Here is a 22,932-nt window from a genome sequence, read left to right on the forward strand (position 1 = left end):
TTTGATTGACCAAAAAATCTAATTCGCAAAATACCAAAATATTATTATCCAATAGATCAGGAGCACGTAATATGTCTATGTCGTATGTTTCCCAGCAAACCCCTGCTACAGCTCATCAATCGTTCCCCGGTACCACTGACCAGAAGGATGGACTTAAAAGTACTGAAGCACCAATTTTTTGCAGCCGTAATGTTAGCGAAAAAGACATTGGTGAATTCCTTGCGCCTAAGAGATATGACGAAGTTCTGAAGCTAACCAGGAAGATGGGCAAGAAAGCAAAGGAAGTCCGAAAAGGTGATTGGAAAATGAAAACACTTGAAAAGGAATTTGCAAAATATGAATTACCGATGAATCGTGCGGATCATAGTGGTTTAGAACATGATAAAGATAGAGCAGTTTTTAACTTGATGTTAGGCTTGATGAACGAAACCAACAATGGAAAGTCCGCTGATGCTTCCAAACGTTCTTTAGGGGAAAGGTTCCTTGCCTGGATCAAGGACACAACAAGTGTTTTTACCGGAGGACAGCAAGTATTGTTTGAAGAGATGAATAAAGCTAAAGCAACAATGCCTGCCCCGGACCCATCGCATACCAGTAGTCCAGGTGTTGGAACAGAGCGTGAGTTGCACAGAGACCCTGCAATATCTGAACGAGACATAAGGCCCGAAACTGTTCATGCCCCGTATTTTGATGGAAAGCAGCCTTTCGCTCAACCAGCCGCAATTGCTACAGCCCCTCCCCAGTACCTGGACAGTCAGAATGCACAAAAAATTCAGGAGGAAAGGGCTAAGTTAAGTCATATAGCTTCGCGTCTCGTACAATGCCTGCAGGGGAGCGCAGAACAACAGGGTGAAATTGAATTTTTTGAGGCAGAATTTGTTCGAATCAATCAAGTAATTCAACAGCTTGAAAGCTGTGGTTTACAGTTACCCTTTGAGTTTAATAGTTTAAAAACGGAATATGCTGAAGCTCAACCTCATTTAGATACCTATAAACTGGGTAAATTCCAGAAAGAATTACAAGAATTACGTTCTTCGATATCTGGCGTTGATTTAGAAAACACCAATATCGATCAAATAAATGATCTTGAGAACCAGTTTAAATCTTTGTTGAGGAAGGCTGGAGTTATCAACTCAGAAGAAGAAAGACAAAACTTACAGACTACCATTAAGGCGGTAATAAAAAATGACATTGGTGCGTTGAGGGCTGGTGTTACCGCTACTGACTCACTGGCAAACCTGAATCATGAGCTTGCTGATTTTCAATTTAGAAAATCTCCTGAATCGATTGCATCATTTTCAAAACGAATGGATGAATTAATGGCGTTAATTCCTCATCTGCCGACAGGAAAACATCGTACCGATTTATTAAGTCAAGCAAGCAAGCTTGAAAAAACGTTCGCGGGCATTCAGGATGAGGCAAGAACGCAGCAAATCAAGGATGGATTCACTGAAATCCAGAGCAAAATCAATTTATTGCCAGGTTGTCGGGATGAGCACGACAAACAGCGCCTTCTGGAAAAAGCTGAAATCACATTGCAAGCTGTCAGTTCACTGCTGGAGCAACAAAGGGGGGGAGCCAGCCAGGAAAATCTGGAACAATTGCGTCTTTTCAATGTCCGGGTTGGGGAATTTAAAAAAAATACACAGACATCAGCAGAAAAAATGCAGTCAGCTGCCCAAGGGCAAGCTGAGGAATTGGTAGAAAAGGTTGAAACGTTGCTTAAAACAGCAGAAGCTCGATTAAGTACATCAGAGAACGCTGAGAAAGCAGCCCCGGGGAGTCATAACCCCAGACACCTGGGAGAAGTTCAAGCTTCCCTGACGCAAGCTCTAGACCATATAGCCAAAATGGAGGGCTCTGACCTGGAAGCTCAGCGAGATCGGCTGCAAAAAGAATATGCCGGCTTGCTTTCCAGGTTAAACAGTTTCCCGGGACAAACAAGCAATATTGTAAAACCCTCCACAGCCCCCCCCCTTCCTGAAAATGCCGATCAGAACGAAACATCAGTTGATAAAATCAGAGATGCCCTGAATGCTGCGGAAGCAGTACTTGATGCACTAGCAAGTAATCCCAACAGTGCTAGCCAGGATGCCCTTCGCACGCAAGCCAGAAGTAATCTTGAAAAGGCAACGCAAATACTCAGCAAGCTAACAGATCAGGCCTCCAAGCCAGAGCGGGCAGAGTTAAACGCAAGACTTACCAGCTTGACTCAGAGATCAGATGTTATTGAGACCGGTAAAATTCAAGGACAGGCGAAGTCCGCGCAGGATTCAGATAAGCTTCTTCAACAGGGAGTTAATGAATTTGGGCGCCAGATGGGGGCTTATGTCAATAATGGCGACTTACAGAAATCGGGATTTAGGACAGCAAAACAAAATATGGCCAGGCTTCTCAGTGAGTTGGATGCCCCTGATCCAGCCCCGGTAAGGTCAGTTGCTGGTGCTCAGGGAGCGAGACAGACTCCCCCAGTAAAACAGCATGCTCCTGAGCGCCTGGAGCTTCAGCCGGTCAGGGCTGCTTCTGCCCCCGGATTGACATCCATGGCCAGTAATCTGGTGTCTAAAGCTGAGGTATTCAGAAATAACTTTTCAAGCGCCGATATAGGGCTGAAACTATCTTCAGATAAATTAAAACCAGTGGTTATCAGTACAGATATTCCTCTAAGCACACTACCCCGTAGTGTACAAACAAGAATAATTAATGCTTGTCTCGGAAAGGTACCTGAAAAAGTTTCCGTGGTGCAAGCGTATGTGTTTGCTGATAAGAGTGCAGATTTTGATGGAGCAAGTTTCAATCTGACCTTGGAAACGACAATGGTCCCTCATGTGAGGGATATATACAAAAGCAACAGGGATGGAAAAAATTATTATCCCATGGAGGCTGATGTACTGATGCCCGAAGGGTTGCAAAGAAACGCTGAGTTTTACTTGTCTTCATGGGCTCTGCACAATGACTTGTCCCTGAAGGATTATGTCAAGTTTGCACATGGTCCAGGAGATAAACGCGCCAGTCACAAGCAAGATATTGGCTTTAGTCAAATGAAGCAACTCCTGATGGAGCTGGGTGCTGATGCTAAAACCGCTTCATCGATTAAAGCTGGATATGGTATTCCCTTCGGATTTGAACTCAGGCAACAATCTATCGAGGCACTCAATCAGTTAATTGCCCAGAACCAAAAGTGCGGACACGAGCAAACCGATGGTACTGGTAAGGCAGAGGGTAAAAGTGCCATAGGGAGGTTTGAACGACTTTCCTGTGATGGTGATGTGGCCGATTGCCCATCCAGCGGTATTAACCCGGTTGCCCTTGATAAGGTAAGTCATTACAGAGCGGCTAACAATGGTCACCGTGCTACAGAGATATGTGTTACCAAAGTCGGTATTCTTTGTGTTCGTACCGTTTCATCAGGAATAGAAGGTGTTAAGAACGGTGCTGACCTGATGAGTTGGGTAGAAAATCAAAAGATTAATCCTGATGCCCCGGAATTACCGCTTATATTGTAAATAATGAAGGCATACTGTAAATGTTGTAACGATTGGCTGACCCGATGGTTCACTGTTGAGTGAACCATCGGGTTTAAGATCAGTCTGAGTTCTAAACAGTGCCAGATATTCTTTACCCTGTTCCGTCGAAACAGGTGATTGATAACCCCTTGGATAAGCTGAATGTAAGCACCGTACGTATATTGAACTTTAAAAATCATCACCAACAGGTATACCTGCTTCAAAATTATCATCGAAAATTTCTATAGGCGCTCGTGCTGCCTGCCAGTATTGCTCCCCATAATCAATCCACAAGCTTTCATTAGCGGGTATGGGTTTTATCGCGATAATAAACACCATCCACTGACCTTGCTGATTCCTGTGCCTCAGAAACGAAACATTTTGTTCCGGGGAGTTTTTTTCCTTATCGGAGTAGGTACTAAAAGCATTGATCAACGACGTTATATTGCCTTCTCTGTAAGCTGAGATGAAAACACCATGGGCAGGAGCGAAGCTATAGCGATCAATATTTGCCAATGCAGCACCCATGACACGTGCTCCCTGTTGGTAGGAGTTATCGCGGTATTGCTTACCCGCGTAATGCCCCAGCAGCTCCCATTGCGAAATATCCCTGCTGGCAACAACCTCTTCCTGGGCCTTTTAACTCACTAAAGATCGATCCATCGTGTTTTTGAACGGACATCCGCTCTTTTAAATACTGCTCTCTTTGTTCGTCACCCAGCGCTTGATACTTGGCTATAGACTCATTAATGCTCTTTCTAATTGATCTGTCATTTGGTATGTCGATCTGACTGAAGAAGGTTGTTTGTTTTTGCCTGCTGTCAACGACTTCCCTTTTGACAGACTGTTCTGCCACCCATAATGGAGCCAGGTCATTAATACGATGAGGTAACGAGATTAAATCAGTTGCCTCTTCTTTTATAACCATTATCTCATCGCCCTGAGTGTTTTCGCACCGTTGCTTCAGGATGGCTTTAACTGTCACCTTTTCCGGTAAGCCTTTGCCATGAAACATAGAGGAAATGTTGGTGACCAGTGCCTGGTTGAGCGGCTTGTCCTTAACGACCTCATCATTGCCCTGCCATCCCTCTTTCAGGCAGCCCAGCGTCAGGAAGGCTTCCACTCTTGCTTTTTCCGGTAAGCCTTTGCCATGACACATGGAGGAAATATGGGTGACCAGTGTCCGGTCAAGCGCCATGTCGTTAACGGCCTCGTCATCGCCCTGCCAACCCTCTTTCAGGCAGCCCAGCTTCAGAAAGGCTTCCACTTTCGCCTTTTCCGGTAAACCTTTGCCATTACACATGGAGGATATGCTGGTGACAAGCCTCCGGTCGAGGGGCTTATCCTTCACGGCCTCATCAATGCCCTGCCACCCCTCTTTCAGGCAGCCCAGTTTCAGGAAAGCTTCCACTTTCGCCTTTTCCGGCAAGCCTCTGCCAGAAGACATGGAGGAAATGTTGTTGACCAGGACCCTGTCGAGAGGCTTGCCCTTAACGGCCCCATCATTGCCCTTCCATCCCTTTTTCAGGCAGCCCAGCTTCAGGAAAGCCTCTACTTTCGCCTTTTCCGGTAAGCCTTTGCCATGAAAAATAGAGGAAATGTTGCTGACCAGTGCCCGGTTGAGCGGCTTGTCCTTAACGACCTCATCAATGCCCTGCCATCCCTCTTTCAGGCAGCCCAGCGTCAGGAAGGCTTCCACTCTTGCCTTTTCCGGTAAGCCTTTGCCATGACACATGGAGGAAATATGGGTGACCAGTGTCCGGTCAAGCGCCACGTCGTTAACAGCCTCATCAATGCCCTGCCATCCCTCTTTCAAACAGTCCAGCTTCAGGAAAGCTTCCACTTTCGCCTTTTCTGGTAAGCCTTTACCAGAAGACATGGAAGAAATATTGGTGATCAGCGGCCGGTTAAGCGGTTTGTCCTTAACGGCCTCATCAATGCCCTGCCATCCCTCTTTCAGACAGCCCAGCTTCAGGAAAGCTTCTACTTTCACCTTTTCCGGTAAGCCTTTGCCATGAAACATAGAGGAAAGGTTGGTGACCAGTGCCCGGTTGAGCGGCTTGTCCTTAACGACCTCATCAATGCCCTGCCATCCCTCTCTCAGGCAGTCCAGCTTCAGAAAGGCTTCCACTTTCGCCTTTTCCGGTAAGCCCTTGCCATTACACATGGAGGAAATGTGGCTGACCAGGGCCCGATCGAGCGGCTGGTCCTTAACGGCCTCGTCATCGCCCTGCCATCCCTTTTTCAGGCAGCCCAGCTTCAGAAAAGCTTCCACTTTCGCCTTTTCCGGTAAGCCCTTGCCATTACACATGGAGGAAATGTGACTGACCAGGACCCGATCAAGCCGCCTGTTCTTAACGGCCCCATCAATGCCCTGCCATCCCTCTCTCAGGCAGCCCAGCTTCAGAAAAGCTTCCACTTTTGCCTTTTCCGGTAAGCCTTTGCAATGACACATGGAGGAAATATGGGTAACCAGTGTCCGGTCAAGCGCCATGTCGTTAACAGCCTCATCAATACCCTGCCATCCCTCTTTCAGACAGCCCAGCGTCAGGAAGGCTTCCACTTTCGCCTTTTCCGGTAAGCCTTTGCCAGACGTCATAGAGGAAATATTGGTGACCAGAGCCCGATCGATCGGCTTATCCTTAACGACCCCGTCATTGCCATTCCATCCCTCTTTCAGGCAGCCCAGCTTCAGAAAAGCTTCCACTTTTGCCTTTTCCGGTAAGCCTTTGCGATGACACATGGAGGAAATATGGGCGATCAGTATCCGGTCGAGCGGCTGGTCCTTAACGGCCTCATCCATGCCCTGCCATCCCTCTTTCAGGCAACCCAGGCTCAGGAAGGCTTCCACTTTTGCCTTTTCAGGTAAGCCTCTGCCAGAAGACATGGAGGAAATATGGCTGAGCAATACCCGGTCGAACGGCTGATTCTTAACGGCCTTATCAAGGCCCTGCCATCCCTTTTTCAAACAGCACAGCTTCAGGAAAGCTACCACTTTCGCCTTTTCCGGTAAGCCTTTACCATTACACATGGAGGAAATGTTGGTAACCAATGCCCGGTCGAGGGGCTTATCCTTAACGGCCTCATCAATACCCTGCCATCCCTGTTTCAGGCAGCCCAGCTTAAGGAAGGCTTCCATTTTCACCCTTTCCGGTACGCCTTTGCCATTACACATGGAGGAAATTTGCTTTAAAAACGGGCTGGCAGCAATGGCTGCTACATCCCCATCGTCCATGCCCGTAAAGAGGGTTACACTGTTCTTGCTATGTAACATGCTGGTTAAACTGCCAGTGTTGTTCACTGTTTTGCCCACTGCCGAAAAAAACACATTGGCTTTTTGAAAATACCCTGAACAAACCTGATGTTCGGTAACCATATTAAATCGCTTAAGTTTTGCAAAGAGAGTCGGTAGAGGAGAGGCCCCTCTGCTCATGGATAGCTGAATACCCCTTTGCTCCAGCGTTTTCAGTAGTATACTGACGTTGGAAAGTAATGTTTTGACGCCCGGTTGACTGAGGTATGGCATTATTTGATGTTGATGAGTAACACTAAACTTCGCGATGATTTCTCTGTAATTCAGCTCCCGGTCAACACTTGACGATTCAGGTGATGGCTCTATCGGGTGTTCAACGGAAAATAAGGAAGAGTGAACTTCACCAGAATCAATGTCCATTGGCTCTGGATGGACGATAACCACAGGAGAGCGTGAGGTACTGACTTCATGCCCCATCATTGAAAAAGCTGAAGCCCGCTCAATGGATGTCAATGTGCCAGTCTCTGCGGTATTCACGCGTTGCCGACAACTGCGTTTTTTTGCAGGCTGTTTCGTTTCACATAACCGGGGTCTGCATACTTCTTGAGTTTGACTGTTTTCCCTGTCAACGGGTTGAACCCTGTGTCCCGAGAAATAGCGCTTTCGATTGTTGCCGCCCGGTAATGGTGCAGTAGCAGCAACGGTAGCAGTGGGAGTGGTGAAAACAGAGTGCTTTGATATGGATGTTGACATAGGGAGTTACGATTATTTTTATCTGATCGGTCAGTTTATGCCTTCATAGCACGTTGATAATGACCGGATAAACCCGAGATAGTTCAACGAACTTCATGGGCATTCAGCAGGCTGAAAATATAAGGAAACAGTAGTACAAAATACAGTCCCTGCCGGTGTGGATTTATAGATCAAGTCGATCAGACCGTTTATATAATTTCAAATGGTCAACTGCTTATAAAGCTTCAGAGTTATCGTCAGAGATTGCTATAGGCGCTCGTGCTGCCTGCCAGTATTGTTCCCCATAATCAATCCAAAGGCTTTCTTTAGCGGGTATGGGTTTTATCGCGATGATAAACACCATCCACTGCCCTTGCTGATTCCTGTGCCTCAGAAACGAAACATTTTGTTCCGGGGAATTTTTTTCCTTATCAGAGTAAGTACTAAAAGCATTGATCAACGACGTTATATTTCCCTGTCTGTACCCTGAGATGAAAACACCATGAGCAGGAGCGAAGCTATAGCGGTCAATATTGGCCAATGCAGCACCCATGACACGTGCTCCCTGTTGGTATGTGTTGTCATGGTATTGCTTACCTGCGTAATGCCCCAACAGCTCCCATTGCGAAATATCCCTGCTGGCAACGACCTCTTCCTGACCTTTTAACTCACTAAAGATTGCTCCATCGTGTTTTTGAACGGACATTCGCTCTTGTAAATACTGCTCTCTTTGCTCGTCATCCAGCGCTTGATACTTTGCTATGGACTCATGAATGCTTTTTCTGATCGATCTGTCATTTGGTATGTCGATCTGACTGAAGAAGGTTGTTTGTTTTTGCCTGCTGTCAACGACTTCCCTTTTGACAGACTGTTCTGCCACCCATAATGGAGCCAGGTCATTAATACGATGAGGTAACGAGATTAAATCAGTTGCCTCTTCTTTTATAACAAGTATCTCATCGTCCTGAGTGTTTTCGGACCGCTGCTTCAGGATGGCTTTAACTTTCGCCTTTTCCGGTAAGCCTTTGCCATTACACATGCAGGATATGCTGGTGACCAGTCCCCGGTCCATCGGCTTGCCCTTAACGGCCTCATCATTGCCCTGCCATCCCTCTTTCAGGCAGCCCAGTTTCAGAAAGGCTTCAACTTTCGCCTTTTCCGGTAAGCCTCTGCCAGACATCATAGAGGAAATATTGGTGACCAGAGCCCGATCGATCGGCTTATCCTTAACAACCTCATCATTGCCCTGCCATCCCTTTTTCAGGCAGCCCAGCTTCAGGAAGGCTTCCATTTTCGCCTTTCCCGGTAAGCCTTTGCCATGACACATGGAGGAAATGTGGGTGACCAGTGCCCGGTCGAGCGGCTGCTCCTTAACGGCCTCATCAATGCCCTGCCATCCCTGTTTCAGGCAGTCCAGCTTTAGGAAAGCTTCTACTTTCGACTTTTCCGGAAAGCCTTTGCCAGACGTCATAGAGGAAATATTGGTGACCAGAGCCTGATTGAGCGGCTTATCCTTAACGGCCTCATCATTACCCTGCCATCCCTCTTTCAGGCAGCCCAGCTTGAGGAAGGCTTCCATTTTCGCTTTTTCCGGTAAGCCTTTGCCATGACACATGGAGGAAATGTGGGCGACCAGTGTCCGGTCGAGTGGCTGGTCCTTAACGGCTTCATCAATGCCCTGCCATCCCTGTTTCAGGCAGTCCAGCTTCAGGAAAGCTTTTACTTTCGACTTTTCCGGAAAGCCTTTGCCCTGACACATGGAGGAAATGTGGGTGACCAGTGCCCGGTCGAGCGCCTGGTCCTTAACGGCCTTATCATTGCCCTGCCATCCCTCTTTCAGGCAGCCTAACTTCAGGAAGGCTTCCACTTTCGCCTTTTCTGGTAAGCCTTTGCCAGACGCCATAGAGGAAATATTGGTGACCAGAGCCCGATCGAGCGGCTTATCCTTAACGGCATCATCATTGCCCTGCCATCCCTTTTTCAGACAGCCCAGCTTCAGGAAGGCTTCCATTTTCGCCTTTTCCGGTAAGCCTTTGCCATGACACATGGAGGAAATGTGGGCGACCAGTGTACGGTCGAGCGGCTGGTCCTTAACGGCCTCATCAATACCCTGCCATCCCTGTTTCAGGCAGCCCAGCTTCAGAAAGGCTTCTACTTTTGCCTTCTCCGGTAAGCCTTTGCCATGACACATGGAGGAAATCCTGGTGACCAGTACCCGGTCGAGCGGTTTTTCCTTAACGGCCTCATCAATGCCCTGACATCCCTCTTTCAGGCAACCCAGCTTCAGGAAAGCCTCTATTTTCGCCTTTTCCGGTAAGCCTTTGCCATTACACATGGAGGAAATGTTGGTGACCAGTGCCCGGTCGAGCGGCTGGTCCTTAACGGCCTCATCAATGCCCTGCCATCCCACTTTCAGGCAGCCCAACTTCAGGAAGGCCGCCACTTTCGACTTTTCCGGTAAGCCTTTGCCATTACACATAGAGGAAATATTGCTGACCAGTGCCAGATCGAGCGGCTTGTCCTTAACGGCCTCATCAATGCCCGGCCATGCCCCTTTCAAGCAACTCAACTTCAGGAAGGCTTCAATTTTCGCCTTTTCTGGTAAGCCTTTGCCATGACACATGGAGGAAATGCTGGTGACCAGTATCCGGTCAATCGGCTTGTCCTTAACGGCCTTATCAATGCCCCGCCATCCCTCTTTCAGGCAGCCCAGCTTCAGAAAGGCTTCTACTTTTGCCTTCTCCGGTAAGCCTTTGCCATGACACATGGAGGAAATCCTGGTGACCAGTACCCGGTCGAGCGGCTTTTCCTTAACGGCCTTATCATTGCCCTGCCATCCCTCTTTCAAACAGCCCAGCTTCAGGAAGGCTTCTACTTTCGCCTTTTCTGGTAAGCGTCTACCAGAACTCGACTTTAGAGTTTTAAGAGCACAATAGTTCCGGCGCATAATCTGCTAAAAGCAACCATCCCCAATGACGAAATTCGAGATGGTTGCCATGCTCACTTCAGATCATCAAGTAATCCTCAGGGAGCTCGCTTCATATACAACCTTTCTTGCTGGAGCGCTATCATCAACTGCAGTACCAACGTTCTGCGAACTGCTGTTCGGTTGCATGCTTTCAGCCGACGGCTTTGTTACACAGGCGTTGTTAACAATTGATTTTCATTGTGTGTGGAGCAGCTACCACCACTGGCTATCTCAGGGCAAGTGGCAATGGAAGAACTTGGCACGCCACTTGATCCGTCTGGTCTGCTCCAAAGCTCCTGAGAATCAACCTGTGGTCCTGGGGCTTGATGACTGGGTAATCGAACGGTTTTCCGACAAAGCCCCTGCTTGTCGTACACATCATCAACACAGCAAGAAACGCAATCGGCCGACGTACATCTGGGGGCAGTGTTGGGTTTCCCTGGCCATCATATTTGAGCGGGCTGCAGATGAAGTATTTACCGCCATACCGGTGATCTCATTTCCGACACCAGCTTCAGGTAACACCAGCAAACTGAAAATTGCCGTGGCCATGCTCAGGGTGGTACGCAATGAAGTGAAGGATCGAGTGCTACGCCTGCTAACCGATTGCTGGTATATGAACTGGACACTGATAAAGCCAGCTCTGGAAATGAACATAGAAGTTGTTGGTCAGATACCTTCAAATCGGGCCCTCTATGCTTTGCCGCCAGCACCCACCGTAAAGAAGCGAGGGCGCCCAAAAAAGTACGGCATCAAGATGACGACAGAACAGGTTAAGAAACTGCCGGAAGAAAAAGCAACAGTATGGATGTACGGCAAATTTCGCAAAATACGTTATCGTACCCTGATCTGTCGCGCCAGATTCCTTAAAGGTCGTGAAGTACGCGTCGTCTGGAGTCGCTTTGAAAATGACAAAGGTCTGACCGAAAGCAGAATATTCATCTCGACCAATCCGGAACTTGAGGGACTGGAGGTGCTTCGTGCCTATTCCCGGAGATGGCCGGTAGAGCCAATGTTTCACCAACTCAAACATGCTTTTGGCTGTTGCCATTTATGGCAGCAGAAATTGCGAACACTGCTTCGATGGATGCATTTGAAAATGGCAGGCTATGCATTATTGCAGTTATTAACCGTTTGTAAAAATCAGGCATGTCTGAATATTTCTCGGATACCCTGGAGAAGCCCGGATACAACCACTGCAGGCATGATGAAAATTGCTCTTTCAGGAATTATTCCGAGGTTCTCTATTCGCAAGGGCTGGAACAGATATAAGCAAAAATATGAGTTCAATTTTCGCGATCTGATCGACCAGTTAATACCGGATAATTCAGAAGCAGCATAACTAAAGGCTTTTAGGCAAAAAACGGAAGTAATAACGAACTTGGAAAAACAGTTCACTGATTTCGGCTTGCTTCACTATAAAAAGCTGACCGAATTATCGTTTTATACAGACTCTAAAGTCGAGTACCAGAAGACATGGAGGAAATATTGGTGATCAGCGCCCGGTTGAGCGGCTTGTCCTTAACGGCCTCATCAATGCCTTGCCAACCCTCTTTCAGGCAGCCCAGCTTCAGGAAAGCCTCCACTTTCGCCTTTTCCGGTAAGCCTTTGCCATTACACATGGAGGAAATGTGCATAACCAGTGCCCGGTCGAGCGGCTGGTCCTTAACGGCCTCATCAATGCCCTGCCAGCCCTCTTTCAGGCAGCCAAGCTTCAGGAAAGCCTCCACTTTCGCCTTTTCCGGCAAGCCTTTACCATTACACATGGAGGAAATCTGCTTTAAAAACGGACTGGCAGCAATGGATGCTACCTCCCCATCGTCCATGCCCGTAAAGAGGGTTATACTGTTCTTGCTACTCACCATGCTGGTTAAACAGCCAGTGTTGTTCACTGTTTTGCCCACTGCCGAAAAAAACACATTGGCTTTTTGAAAATACCTTGAACAAACCTGATGTTCGGTAACCATATTAAATCGCTTAAGTTTTGCAAAGAGAGTCGGTAGAGGAGAGGCCCCTCTGCTCATGGATAGCTGAATACCCCTTTGCTCAAGCGTTTTCAGTAGTGTGCTGACATTGGAAAGTACGGTTTTGACGCCCGGGTGACTCAGGGATGGCATGATTTGATGTTGATGAGTAACGCTAAACTTTGCGATGATTTCGCTGTAATCCGGGTCAATGTCCATCGGCTGTGGGTGGACAGTAACCACCGGGCGTGAGGCACTGACTTCATGTCCCATCATTGGTAACGTTGAGTCCCGCCCAGTTGATGTTGATGTGCAATTTTGTCCGGTATTCACACGTTGCCGACAACTGCGTTTTTTTGCAGGCTGTTTCGTTTCACATAACCGGGGTCTGAATACTTCTTGAGTTCGACTGTTTTCCCTGTCAACGGGTTGAACCCTGTGTCCCGAGAAATAGCGCTTTCGATTGTTGCCGCCCGGTAATGGTGCAGTAGCAGCAACGGTAGCAGTGGGAGTGGTGAAAACAGAGTGCTTTGATACGGGTGTTGACATAGGGAGTTACGATTATTTTTATCTGATCGGTCAGTTTATGCCTTCATAGCACGTTGATAATGACCGGATAAACCCGAGATAGTTCAACGAACTTCATGGGCATTCAGCAGGCTGAAAATATAAGGAAACAGTAGTACAAAATACAGTCCCTGCCGGTAGAGGTTGTCGCTAAAGCCTCATTATCAGCCATCTGGCAGGCTATGAGTACCTTTATTTGGTTATACTGCCATCATTGTATATCTGTAACGTCGCTGCATTATTTTTTGTATATAGCCTAAGTGCCCTTATGCTGCGTCCAATAGGCCACAAAATAGCTGTGAAATAAGCCGCTGCTACCCGGCTCAGGTTATAAGCCAGCAAGTGGAGACTAAATTCCAGTCTGACAGCCTTCAGTCCCCGACGACGAAACCGATTTAAGCCCTGCACCGTTCTCAGATAACCAAACACAGGCTCAACCATTGCCTGTCGTTTTTTGAACACCGCCTTTGCTGCCGGATGTTCCATGGCTGTTTTCAACGCATCCCTTGCGTCGTCTACTTTGAAACGCCTGATTCGACGGCCAGTCTTACTGGTTGTGCATTGGCTTCGAAGGGGGCAGTGATCACAAGGCGCTCCACCATAAACCCATTGCGCCCTTGGCCGATCGGGGTTCCCGGGCTTATAGAGTAGCCTTAGCTGTTGACCTGCCGGACATTGGTAACTGTCTGTGACTTCATCATACCTGAAGTGCCCTTTCTGGAATTGTTTACTCTTTTTCAATTCTCCAGGTTGACGGCCCTCAGGGCACAAAAGACTGATATCCCGCTCCAACGTGGTGGTAATGACTGACTCACAACAGTAGCCTGCATCCAGCAATAATTCATCGGGCTGGGAGCCTGTGATACGGCCAGCCTGATCAAGCATCTCGGGGATAACCGCCGCCTCGTTACTTGGATCCACAGCCTGTGCTAACACCACCCTTTGCTCATTGACCAATACTGATGGCTTATACGATGCGGCATGCCCCCGTCCCCGCTTCATTTTCTGAACGACAGCCTCGGGCTCAACGGGGCTAATACGAATATCTTCTGGCTTGCTACCTGCCCGCTTTCGTAGTGCTTGACGCTCCTGTAGCTTGTTAAAGACATCTGTCTTTTTTTCGACATCGGCCTTTTTGATGGGGTCTTCCGGTGCTTTTTCTAACTGCTGTTGAGCTTCTTCCAGAGCGGTTTTTACTGCTTCTTCCCTGATCAGGTGGTAATGGGAGCAAGCAGCCTCAACTACAGTACCATCACCGGCAAGACGATCACCTTTTGAATGCGTTCTCCTGAGTACTGTTTTTACTATGGACTCAAAGAAAGAGCCGGTCAGGTGCTCGGCGTGGCGGTTAATAAAGCGGCCAATATTAGCATGGTCGGGGAATATTCCACCGCTGACCCACATGCAGCCGAGATCCATTCGTGCCAGCCGCTCCAGTGCCCGCAAAGAGGTAGTGCCCTGCATAATGCCATAGAGAATCAATCCGACCATGCAGCGAGGTGCATAGGGTGGGCGACCAGTGTTCTTGTAAAGTGCTTCAAACTCTGACCAATCCTGCTCTTCCAAAAGCGATGCTATGATAGCCGGGGTTTTCTGACCAGCCAGCTCAAGATAGTTTTTGAGCGATGTATTACCCAGGTAAATAGTTTCAGCATCAGGAGAAATAAAGCACCTTTGCGATGAATGCGAAGGATTTACCGGTTTACTTTCCACTTCACTCTGGGTGATGGGCGCAAAAATATCGAATTGGGGCGTTCGATCAATGTGTACTTTTTGTTTTGTCGTCATTGTGTCAGAGGTACAAGCAGGCAATTTCTGTATTGTACCTGCTTGAGGGTTTCGCGACAGCCTCGGTATGGATTTATAGATCAAGTCGATCAGACAGTTTATATAATTTCAAATGGTCAACTGCTTATAAAGCTTCAGAGTTATCGTCAGAGATTGCTATAGGCGCTCGTGCTGCCTGCCAGTATTGTTCCCCATAATCAATCCAAAGGCTTTCTTTAGCGGGTATGGGTTTTATCGCGATAATAAACACCATCCACTGCCCTTGCTGATTCCTGTGCCTCAGGAACGAAACATTTTGTTCCGGGGGAATTGTTTTCCTTATCAGAGTAAGTAGTAAAAGCATTGATCAACGACGTTATATTCCCCTGTCTGTACGCTGAGATGAAAACACCATGAGCAGGAGCGAAGCTATAGCTGTCAATATTGGCCAATGCAGCACCCATGACACGTGCTCCCTGTTGGTATGTGTTGTCATGGTATTGCTTACCTGCATAATGCCCCAGCAGCTCCCATTGCGAAATATCCCTGCTGGCAACAACCTCTTCCTGGCCTTTTAACTCGCTAAAGATCGATCCATCGTGTTTTTGAACGGACATTCGCTCGTGTAAATACTGCGCTCTTTGCTTGTCATCCAGAGCTTGATACCTGGCTATGGACTCATTAATGCTTTTTTCTGATTGATCTGTCGTTTGGGATGTCGATCTGACTGAAGAAAGTTGATTGTCTTTGCCTGCTGTCACCAACTTCCCTTTTGACAGACTGTTCTGCCGTCCATAATGGCGCCTGGTCATTAATACGGTGAGGTAACGAGATTAAATCAGTTACCTCTTCTTTTATAAAAATTATCTCATCGTCCTGAGTGTTTTCGGACCGCTGCTTCAGAAAGGCTTCTACTGTCGTTTTTCCCGGTATACCCTTACCATTATAAAAGGAGGAAATGCTGGTGATCAGTGCCCGGTTAAGCGGCTTGCCCTTGACTGCCTCATCAATGCCCAGCCATCCCTCTTTCAGGCAGCCCAGCTTCAGAAAGGCTTCCACTTTCGCCTTTTCCGGCAAGCCTCTGCAATTACACAAGGAGGATATGCTGGTGACCAGTCCCCGGTCAATCGGCTTATCCTTAACGTACCCATCAATGCCCTGCCATCCCTCTTTCAGGCAGTCCAGCTTCAGGAAGGCTTCCAATGTCGCCTTTTCCGGTAGGCCTTTACCATGACACATGGAAGAAATGTGGGCGACCAGTGCCCAATCAAGCGGCTTATCCTTAACGGCCTCATCAATGCCCTGCCATCCCTCTTTCAGGCAGTCCAGCCTCAGGAAGGCTTCCAATTTCGTCTTTCTCGGTAAGCCTTTACCATTAAACATGGAGGAAATGCGGGTAACCAGTGTCCGGTTGAGTGGCTGGTCCTTAGCGGCCTCATCAATCCCCTGCCACCCCTTTTTCAGGCAATCCAGTTTCAGGAAGGCTTCCACTTTCGCCTTTTCCGGTAAGCCTTTGCCAGAAAACATGGAGGAAATATTGGTGACCAGTCCCCGGTCGAGGGGCTTGTCCTTAACGGCCTCATCAACGCCCTGCCATCCCTTTTTCAGGCAACCCAGCGTCAGAAAGGCTTCCACTTTCGCCTTTTCCGGTAAGCCTTTGCCATGGCACATGGAGGAAATGTTGGTGACCAGTGTACGGTCGAGTGGCATCCCCTTAACGGCCTCATCAATACCCTGCCATCCCGCTTTCAGGCAACTCAGCTTCAGAAAAGCTTCCACTTTTGCCTTGTCCGGTAAGCCTCTGCCGTTACACATTGAGGAAACGTTGGTAACCAGTGACCGGTCGAGGGGCTGGTCCTTAACGGCCCCATCAATGCCCTGCCATCCCTCTTTCAGGCAGTCCAGCTGCAGGAAGGCTTCCACTTTCACCTTTTCCGGTAAGCCTTTGCCATTACACATGGAGGAAATGTGGGTGACCAGTGCCCGGTCGAGCGGTTTGTCCTTAACGGCCTCATCAATGCCCTGCCATTCCTCTTTCAAGCAACTTAACTTCAGAAAGGCTTCAATTTTCACCTTTTCCGGTAAGCCTTTGCCGTGACACATGGAGGAAATATGGGTGACCAGTACCCGGTCGAGCGGCTGGTCCCTAACGGCCTCATCAATGCCCTGCCATTCCTCTTTCAAGCAACTCAACTTCAGAAAGGCTTCAATTTTCGCCTTTTCCGGTAAGCCTTTGCCATGACACATCGAGGAAATATGGGTGACCAGTACCCGGTCGAGCGGCTGGTCCCTAACGGCCTCATCAATGCCCTGCCACCACCCCTCTCTTAAGCAGCACAGCTTCAGGAAGGCTTCCACTTTCGCCTTTTCCGGTAAGCCTTTGCCATGACACATGGAGGAAATGCTGGTGACTAGTACCCGGTCGAGCGGCTGGTCCTTAACGGCCTCATCAACGCCCTGCCATCCCGCTTTCAGGCAGCCAAGCTTCAGGAAGGCTTCCACTTTCGCCTTTTCCGGTAAGCCTTTACCAGACACCATGGAGGAAATGCAGGTGACCAGTGTCCGGTCGAGCGGCATGCCCATAACGGCCTCATCAATGCCCTGCCATCCCTGTTTCAGGCAGCCCAGCTTCAGGAAGGCTTCCACTTTTGCCTTTTCCGGCAAGCCTTTGCCATTACACATGGAAGAAATGTGAGGGACCAACGCCCGGTCGAGGGGCTGGTCCTTAACGGCCTCATCAATGCCCTGCCATCCCTCTTTCAGGCAGAAAAGCCTCATAAAAGCTTCCACTTTCGCACTTTCCGGTAAGCCTTTGCCATTACACATGGAGGAAATGTGAGTGATCAGTGCCAGGTCGAGCGGCTGATCCTTAACGGCCTCATCAATACCCTGCCATCCCTCTTTCAGGCAGCCCAGCTTCAGGAAGGCTTCCACGTTCGCCTTTTCTGGTAAGCCTCTACCAGAAGACATGGAGGAAATATTGGTGACCAGTGCCCGGTTGAGGGGCTTGTCCTTAACAGCCTCATCAATGCCCTGCCATCCCTCTTTCAGGCAGCCCAGCTTCAGAAAAGCTTCCACTTTTGCCTTTTCCGGTAAGCCTTTGCCATTACACATGGAGGAAATGTGAGTGACCAGCGCCCGGTCGAGCGGCTGGTCCTTAACGGCCTCATCAATACCCTGCCATCCCTCTTTCAGGCAGACAAGCCTCAGAAAAGCTTCCACTTTCGCCTTTTCCGGTAAACCTTTGCCATTACACATGGAGGAAATGTGAGTGACCAGAGCCCGGTCGAGCGGCTGGTCCTTAACGGCCTCATCAATACCCTGCCATCCCGCTTTCAGGCAATCCAGCTCCAGGAAGGCTGCCACTTTCGCCTTTTCCGGTAAGCCTTTGCCATGACACATGGAGGAAAGCTGCTTTATAAACGGACTGGCAGCAATGGCTGCTACGTCCCCATCGTCCATGTGCGTTAACAGGGTTACACTGCTCTTGCTATATAGCATGCTGGTTAAACTACCAGTGTTGTTCACTGTTTTGCCCACTACCGAAAAGAACACATTGGCTTTTTGAAAATACCCTGAACAGGTTTGATGTTCGGTCACCATGTTGAATTGCTTAAGTTTTGAAAATAGAGTCGGTAGGGGAGGGTGGCCTCTATTCATGGATAGCTGAATACCCCTTTGCTCAAGCGTTTTCAGTAGTGTGCTGACGTTGGAAAGTACGGTTTTGACGCCCGGGTGACTCTGGTATGGCAGGATTTGATGTTGATGAGTGACGCTAAACTTTGCGATGCTTTCGCGGTAATCCGGGTCAATGTCCATCGGCTGTGGGTGAACAATAACCGCAGGGCGCGAGGCACTGACTTCATGGCCCATCATTGGCAACGTTGAGTCCCGCCCAGTTGATGCTAATGTACCATTCTGTCCGGTATCCACACATTGCCGACACCTGCGTTTTTTCGGAGGCTGTTTGGATTCGCAAAACCCGAGCCTGAAAGCCTCTTGAGCTGGCCTGTTTTTATCAACGGGTTGAACCCTATGCCCCGAGAAATAACGCTTTCTGTTGTTGTCCGGTAATGATTCCATAGCAGCAACGGTAGCAGTGGAAGTGGTGACAACAGAGTGGTTTGATACGGGTGTTGACATAGGGGATACAATTATTTTTATCTGATCGGTCGGTTTATGCCTTCATAGCACGTTGATAATGACCAGATAAACCCGAGATAGTTCAACGAACTTCATGGGCATTCAGCAGGCTGAAAATATAAGGAAACAGTAGTACAAAATACAGTCCCTGCCGGTATGGATTTATAGATCAAGTCGATCAGACAGTGTATATAGTTTCAAATGGTCAACTGCTTATAAAGCTTCAGAGTTATCGTCAGAGATTGCTATAGGCGTTCGTGCTGCCTGCCAGTATTGCTCCCCATAATCAATCCAAAGGCTTTCATTAGCTGGTATGGGTTTTATCGCGATAATAAACACCATCCACTGACCTTGCTGATTTCTGTGCCTCAGGAACGAAACATTTTGTTCCGGGGAATTTTTTTCCTTATCAGAGTAAGTACTAAAAGCATTGATCAACGACGTTATATTTCCCTGTCTGTACCCTGAGATGAAAACACCATGAGCAGGAGCGAAGCTATAGCTGTCAATATTGGCCAATGCAGCACCCATGACACGTGCTCCCTGTTGGTATGTGTTGTCATGGTATTGCTTACCTGCGTAATGACCCAGCAGCTCCCATTGTGAAATATCCCTGTTGGCGACGACCTCATCCTGACCTTTTAACTCACTAAAGATCGATCCATCGTGTTTTTGCACGGACATTCGCTCTTGTAAATACTGCTCTCTTTGCTCGTCATCCAGAGCTTGATACCTGGCTATGGACTCATTAATGCTTTTTCTGATCGATCTGTCATTTGGTATGTCGATCTGACTAAAGAAGGTTGTCTGTCTTTGCCTGCTTTCACCGACTTACCTTTTGACGGACGGTTCTGCCACCCATAATGGCGCCTGGTCATTAATACGATGAGGTAATGAGATTAAATCAGTTGCCTCTTCTTTTATAACAATTATCTCATCGTCACGAGTATTTGCGGATCGCTGCTTCAGAAAGGCTTCTACTGTCGTTTTTTCCGGTATACCTTTACCATTATAAAAGGAGGAAATGCTGGTGATCAGTGCCCGGTTAAGCGGCTTGCCCTTGACGGCTTCATCAATGCCCTGCCATCCATCTCTCAAGCAACCCAGGCTCAGGAAAGCTTCCACTTTTGCCTTTTCCGGTAAACCTTTGCCAGAACACATAGAGAAAATGCTGGTGACCAGTACCCGATCGAGCGACTTACCCTTAACAGCCTCATCAATGCCCTGCCACCCCTCTTTCAGGCAGCTGAGCTTCAGGAAAGATTCCAATTTCGCCTTTTCCGGTAAGCCTTTGGTATGGCACATGGAGGAAATGTTGGTGACCAGTGCCCGGTCGAGCTGCTTGCTCTTAACGGCCTCATCAACACCCTGCCATCCCTCTTTCAGGCAGCCCAGCTTCAGGAAAGCTTCCACTTTCACTGCTTCCGGTAAGCCTTTGCCATGACACATAGAGGAAATGTGGGTGACCAGTGCCCGGTCGAGCGGCTGGTCCTTAACGACCTCGTAGTCGCACTGCCATCCCTCTTTCAGGCAGCCTAATTTCATGAAGGCTTCCACTTTTGCCTTTTCCGGTAAGCCTTTGCCCGACGTCATAGAGGAAATATTGGTGACCAGAGCCCGATCGAGCGGCTTATCCTTAACGGTCTCATCATTGCCCTGCCATCCCTTTTTCAGGCAGCCCAGCTTCAGGAAGGCTTCCATTTTCGCCTTTTCCGGTAAGCCTTTGCCATGGCACATGGAGGAAATGCGGGCGACCAGTGTCCGGTCAAGCGGCTGGTCCTTAACGGCCTCATCAATGCCCTGCCATCCCTTTTTCAGGCAGCCCAGCTTTAGAAAGGCTTCCATTTTCGCCTTTTCCGGAAAGCCTTTGCCATGAAACATGGAGGAAATCCTGGTGACCAGTACCCGGTCGAGCGGCTTGTCCTTAACGGCCTCATCAATGCCCTGCCATCCCTCTTTCAGGCAGCCCAGCTTTAGAAAGGCTTCCATTTTCGCCTTTTCCGGTAAGCCTTTGCCATTACACATAGAGGAAATGTGAGTAACCAGTACCCGGTCGAGCGGCTGGTCCTTAACGGCCTCATCAATGCCCTGCCATCCCACTTTCAGGCAGCCCAACTTCAGGAAGGCTGCCACTTTTGCCTTTTCCGGTAAGCCTTTGCCATGACACATGGAGGAAATATTGCTGACCAGTGCCGGATCGATCGGCTTATCCTTAACGGCCTCATCAATGCCCTGCCATCCCTCTCTCAAGCAGCACAGCTTCAGGAAAGCTTCCACTTTTGCCTTTTCCGGTAAGCCTTTGCCATGACACATGGAGGAAATATTGCTGACCAGTGCCGGATCGAGCGGCTTGTCCTTAACAGCCTCATCAATGCCCTGCCATCCCGCTTTCAGGCAGCCCAGCTTCAGGAAAGCTTCCACTTTTGCCTTTTCCGGTAAGCCTTTACCAGAAGACATGGAGGAAATGTGGCTGACCAATGCCCGGTCCAGCGGCTGGTCCTTAACGGCCCCATCAATGACGTGCCATCCCTCTTTCAAGCAACTCAACTTCAGGAAAGCTTCAATTTTCGCCTTTTCCGGTAAGCCTTTGCCATGACACATGGAGGAAATGCTGGTAACCAGTATCCGGTCAATCGGCTTGTCCTTAACAACCTCATCAACGCCCCGCCATCCCTCTTTCAGGCAGCCCAGCTTCAGAAAGGCTTCTACTTGTGCCTTCTCCGGTAAGCCTTTGCCATGACACATGGAGGAAATGTGGGTGACCAGTACCCGGTCGAGCGGCTTTTCCTTAACGGCCTCATCAAGGCCCTGCCATCCCTCTTTCAGGCAGACAAGCCTAAGAAAAGCTTCCAATTTTGCCCTTTCCGGTAAGCCTTTGCCATTACACATGGAGGAAATGTGAGTAATCAGTGCCCAGTCGAGCGGCTGGTCCTCAACGGCCTCATCAATGCCCTGCCATCCCACTTTCAGGCAGGCCAGCCTCGTGAAGGCTGCCACTTTCGCCTTTTCCGGCAAGCCGTTACCATTACACATTGAGGAAATCTGCTTTAAAAACGGGCTGGCAGCAATGGATGCCACCTCCCCATCTTTCATGCCCGTCAACAGGGTTACACTGTTCTTGCTATTCACCATGCTGGTTAAACTGCCAGTGTTGTTCACGGTTTTGCCCACTGCCGAAAAAAACACATTGGCTTTTTGGAAATACCCTGAACAAACCTGATGTTCGGTAACAATATTAAATCGCTTAAGTTTTGCAAAGAGCGTAGGCAGGGGAGGGGTGCCTCTACTCATGGATAACTGAATACCCCTCTGTTCAAGCGTTGTCAGCAGTGCGCTTACGTTGGAAAGTACAGTTTTGACGCCCGGATGACTCAGATATGACAATATTTGTTGTTGATGAGTGGCGCTAAACTTTGCGATTATTTCGCTGTAATCCAGCTCCCGTTCGACACTTGACGATTCTGATGGTGGCTCTGTCGGGGGTTCAGCAGAAAATAAGGAAGAGGGATCTTCACCCGGGTCAATATCCATTGGCTGTGGGTGGATAATAACCACTGGGCATGAGGCACTTACTTCATGTCCCTGTCCCATCATTGGTAACGTTGAATACCGCCCAGTTAATGCTGATGTGCCATTCTGTCCGGTATCCACACGTTGCCGACACCTGCGTTTTTTTGCAGGCTGTTTCGTTTCAAATAACCGGGGTCTGAATACCTCTTGAGTTCGCCTGTTTTCCCTGTCAACGGGTTGAACCCTATGTCCCGAGAAATAGCGCTTTCTGTTGTTGCCGCCCGGTAATGGTTCAGTTGCAGCAACGGTAGCAGCGGACGTGGTGACAACAGAGTGGTTTGATGCGGGTGTTGACATAGGAGGTACAATTATTTTTATCTGATCGGTCAGTTTATGCCTTCATAGCACGTTGATAATGACCAGATAAACCCGACATAGTTCAACGAACTTCATGGGCATTCAGCAGGCTGAAAATATAAGGAAACAGTAGTACAAAATACAGTCCCTGCAGGTATGGATTTA

At 48.6% G+C, this 22,932-nt stretch carries 11 protein-coding genes; 2 read left to right on the plus strand and 9 right to left on the minus strand.

Annotation, left to right across the window (positions count from 1 at the left end; translation table 11 throughout):
- Positions 1 to 5: 5 nt before the first annotated feature.
- A complete protein-coding gene (locus tag MJO57_RS22135) occupies positions 6 to 3,506 on the plus strand; it encodes a hypothetical protein (protein WP_252018791.1) in 3,501 nt (1,166 codons plus the stop codon).
- Between the two features lie 189 nt (positions 3,507 to 3,695).
- Here the strand turns inward: MJO57_RS22135 and MJO57_RS22140 are convergent, their stop codons facing one another.
- The 3 genes from MJO57_RS22140 to MJO57_RS22150 all read right to left on the minus strand — a co-directional run bounded on the left by MJO57_RS22140 (position 3,696) and on the right by MJO57_RS22150 (position 10,438).
- Positions 3,696 to 4,112, minus strand: a complete 417-nt coding sequence (locus tag MJO57_RS22140; RefSeq protein WP_371924898.1) for a hypothetical protein — start codon at positions 4,110 to 4,112, stop codon at positions 3,696 to 3,698.
- Positions 4,075 to 7,512: a hypothetical protein gene (locus MJO57_RS22145; protein ID WP_252018795.1), complete on the minus strand. Its 3,438-nt coding sequence runs from the start codon at positions 7,510 to 7,512 to the stop codon at positions 4,075 to 4,077. Before MJO57_RS22145 ends, MJO57_RS22140 begins: the two co-directional genes overlap by 38 nt.
- A 214-nt stretch (positions 7,513 to 7,726) precedes the next feature.
- Positions 7,727 to 10,438 (minus strand): SET domain-containing protein-lysine N-methyltransferase, encoded by a 2,712-nt coding sequence (locus MJO57_RS22150; RefSeq protein WP_252018797.1) that lies wholly within the window; start codon positions 10,436 to 10,438, stop codon positions 7,727 to 7,729.
- Between the two features lie 25 nt (positions 10,439 to 10,463).
- On the opposite strand from MJO57_RS22150, the gene MJO57_RS22155 reads away from it, so the two are divergent.
- Positions 10,464 to 11,801: a transposase gene (locus MJO57_RS22155; protein WP_252017304.1), complete on the plus strand. Its 1,338-nt coding sequence runs from the start codon at positions 10,464 to 10,466 to the stop codon at positions 11,799 to 11,801.
- A 112-nt stretch (positions 11,802 to 11,913) separates the two neighbouring features.
- Here the strand turns inward: MJO57_RS22155 and MJO57_RS22160 are convergent, their stop codons facing one another.
- The 6 genes from MJO57_RS22160 to MJO57_RS22185 form a co-directional block, all read right to left on the minus strand.
- Positions 11,914 to 12,972: a hypothetical protein gene (locus tag MJO57_RS22160; protein WP_252018798.1), complete on the minus strand. Its 1,059-nt coding sequence runs from the start codon at positions 12,970 to 12,972 to the stop codon at positions 11,914 to 11,916.
- 210 nt (positions 12,973 to 13,182) lie between these two features.
- Positions 13,183 to 14,778, minus strand: a complete 1,596-nt coding sequence (locus MJO57_RS22165) for an IS1182 family transposase (RefSeq protein WP_252018800.1) — start codon at positions 14,776 to 14,778, stop codon at positions 13,183 to 13,185.
- Positions 14,779 to 14,993: 215 nt separating this feature from the next.
- Entirely contained in the window at positions 14,994 to 15,518 is a 525-nt protein-coding gene (locus MJO57_RS22170) for a hypothetical protein (RefSeq protein WP_252018802.1), read from the minus strand.
- Positions 15,439 to 18,690: a hypothetical protein gene (locus MJO57_RS22175; protein WP_252018804.1), complete on the minus strand. Its 3,252-nt coding sequence runs from the start codon at positions 18,688 to 18,690 to the stop codon at positions 15,439 to 15,441. Before MJO57_RS22175 ends, MJO57_RS22170 begins: the two co-directional genes overlap by 80 nt.
- Positions 18,691 to 19,113: 423 nt before the next feature.
- On the minus strand, positions 19,114 to 19,578 hold the full coding sequence (locus tag MJO57_RS22180) for an SET domain-containing protein-lysine N-methyltransferase (RefSeq protein ID WP_252018806.1): 465 nt from the start codon (positions 19,576 to 19,578) through the stop codon (positions 19,114 to 19,116).
- A 153-nt stretch (positions 19,579 to 19,731) separates the two neighbouring features.
- Positions 19,732 to 22,767 (minus strand): hypothetical protein, encoded by a 3,036-nt coding sequence (locus MJO57_RS22185; protein WP_252018808.1) that lies wholly within the window; start codon positions 22,765 to 22,767, stop codon positions 19,732 to 19,734.
- Positions 22,768 to 22,932: the final 165 nt, after the last annotated feature.

The organism is Endozoicomonas sp. SCSIO W0465 (genome assembly GCF_023716865.1).
Taxonomy (GTDB): Bacteria; Pseudomonadota; Gammaproteobacteria; order Pseudomonadales; family Endozoicomonadaceae; genus Endozoicomonas.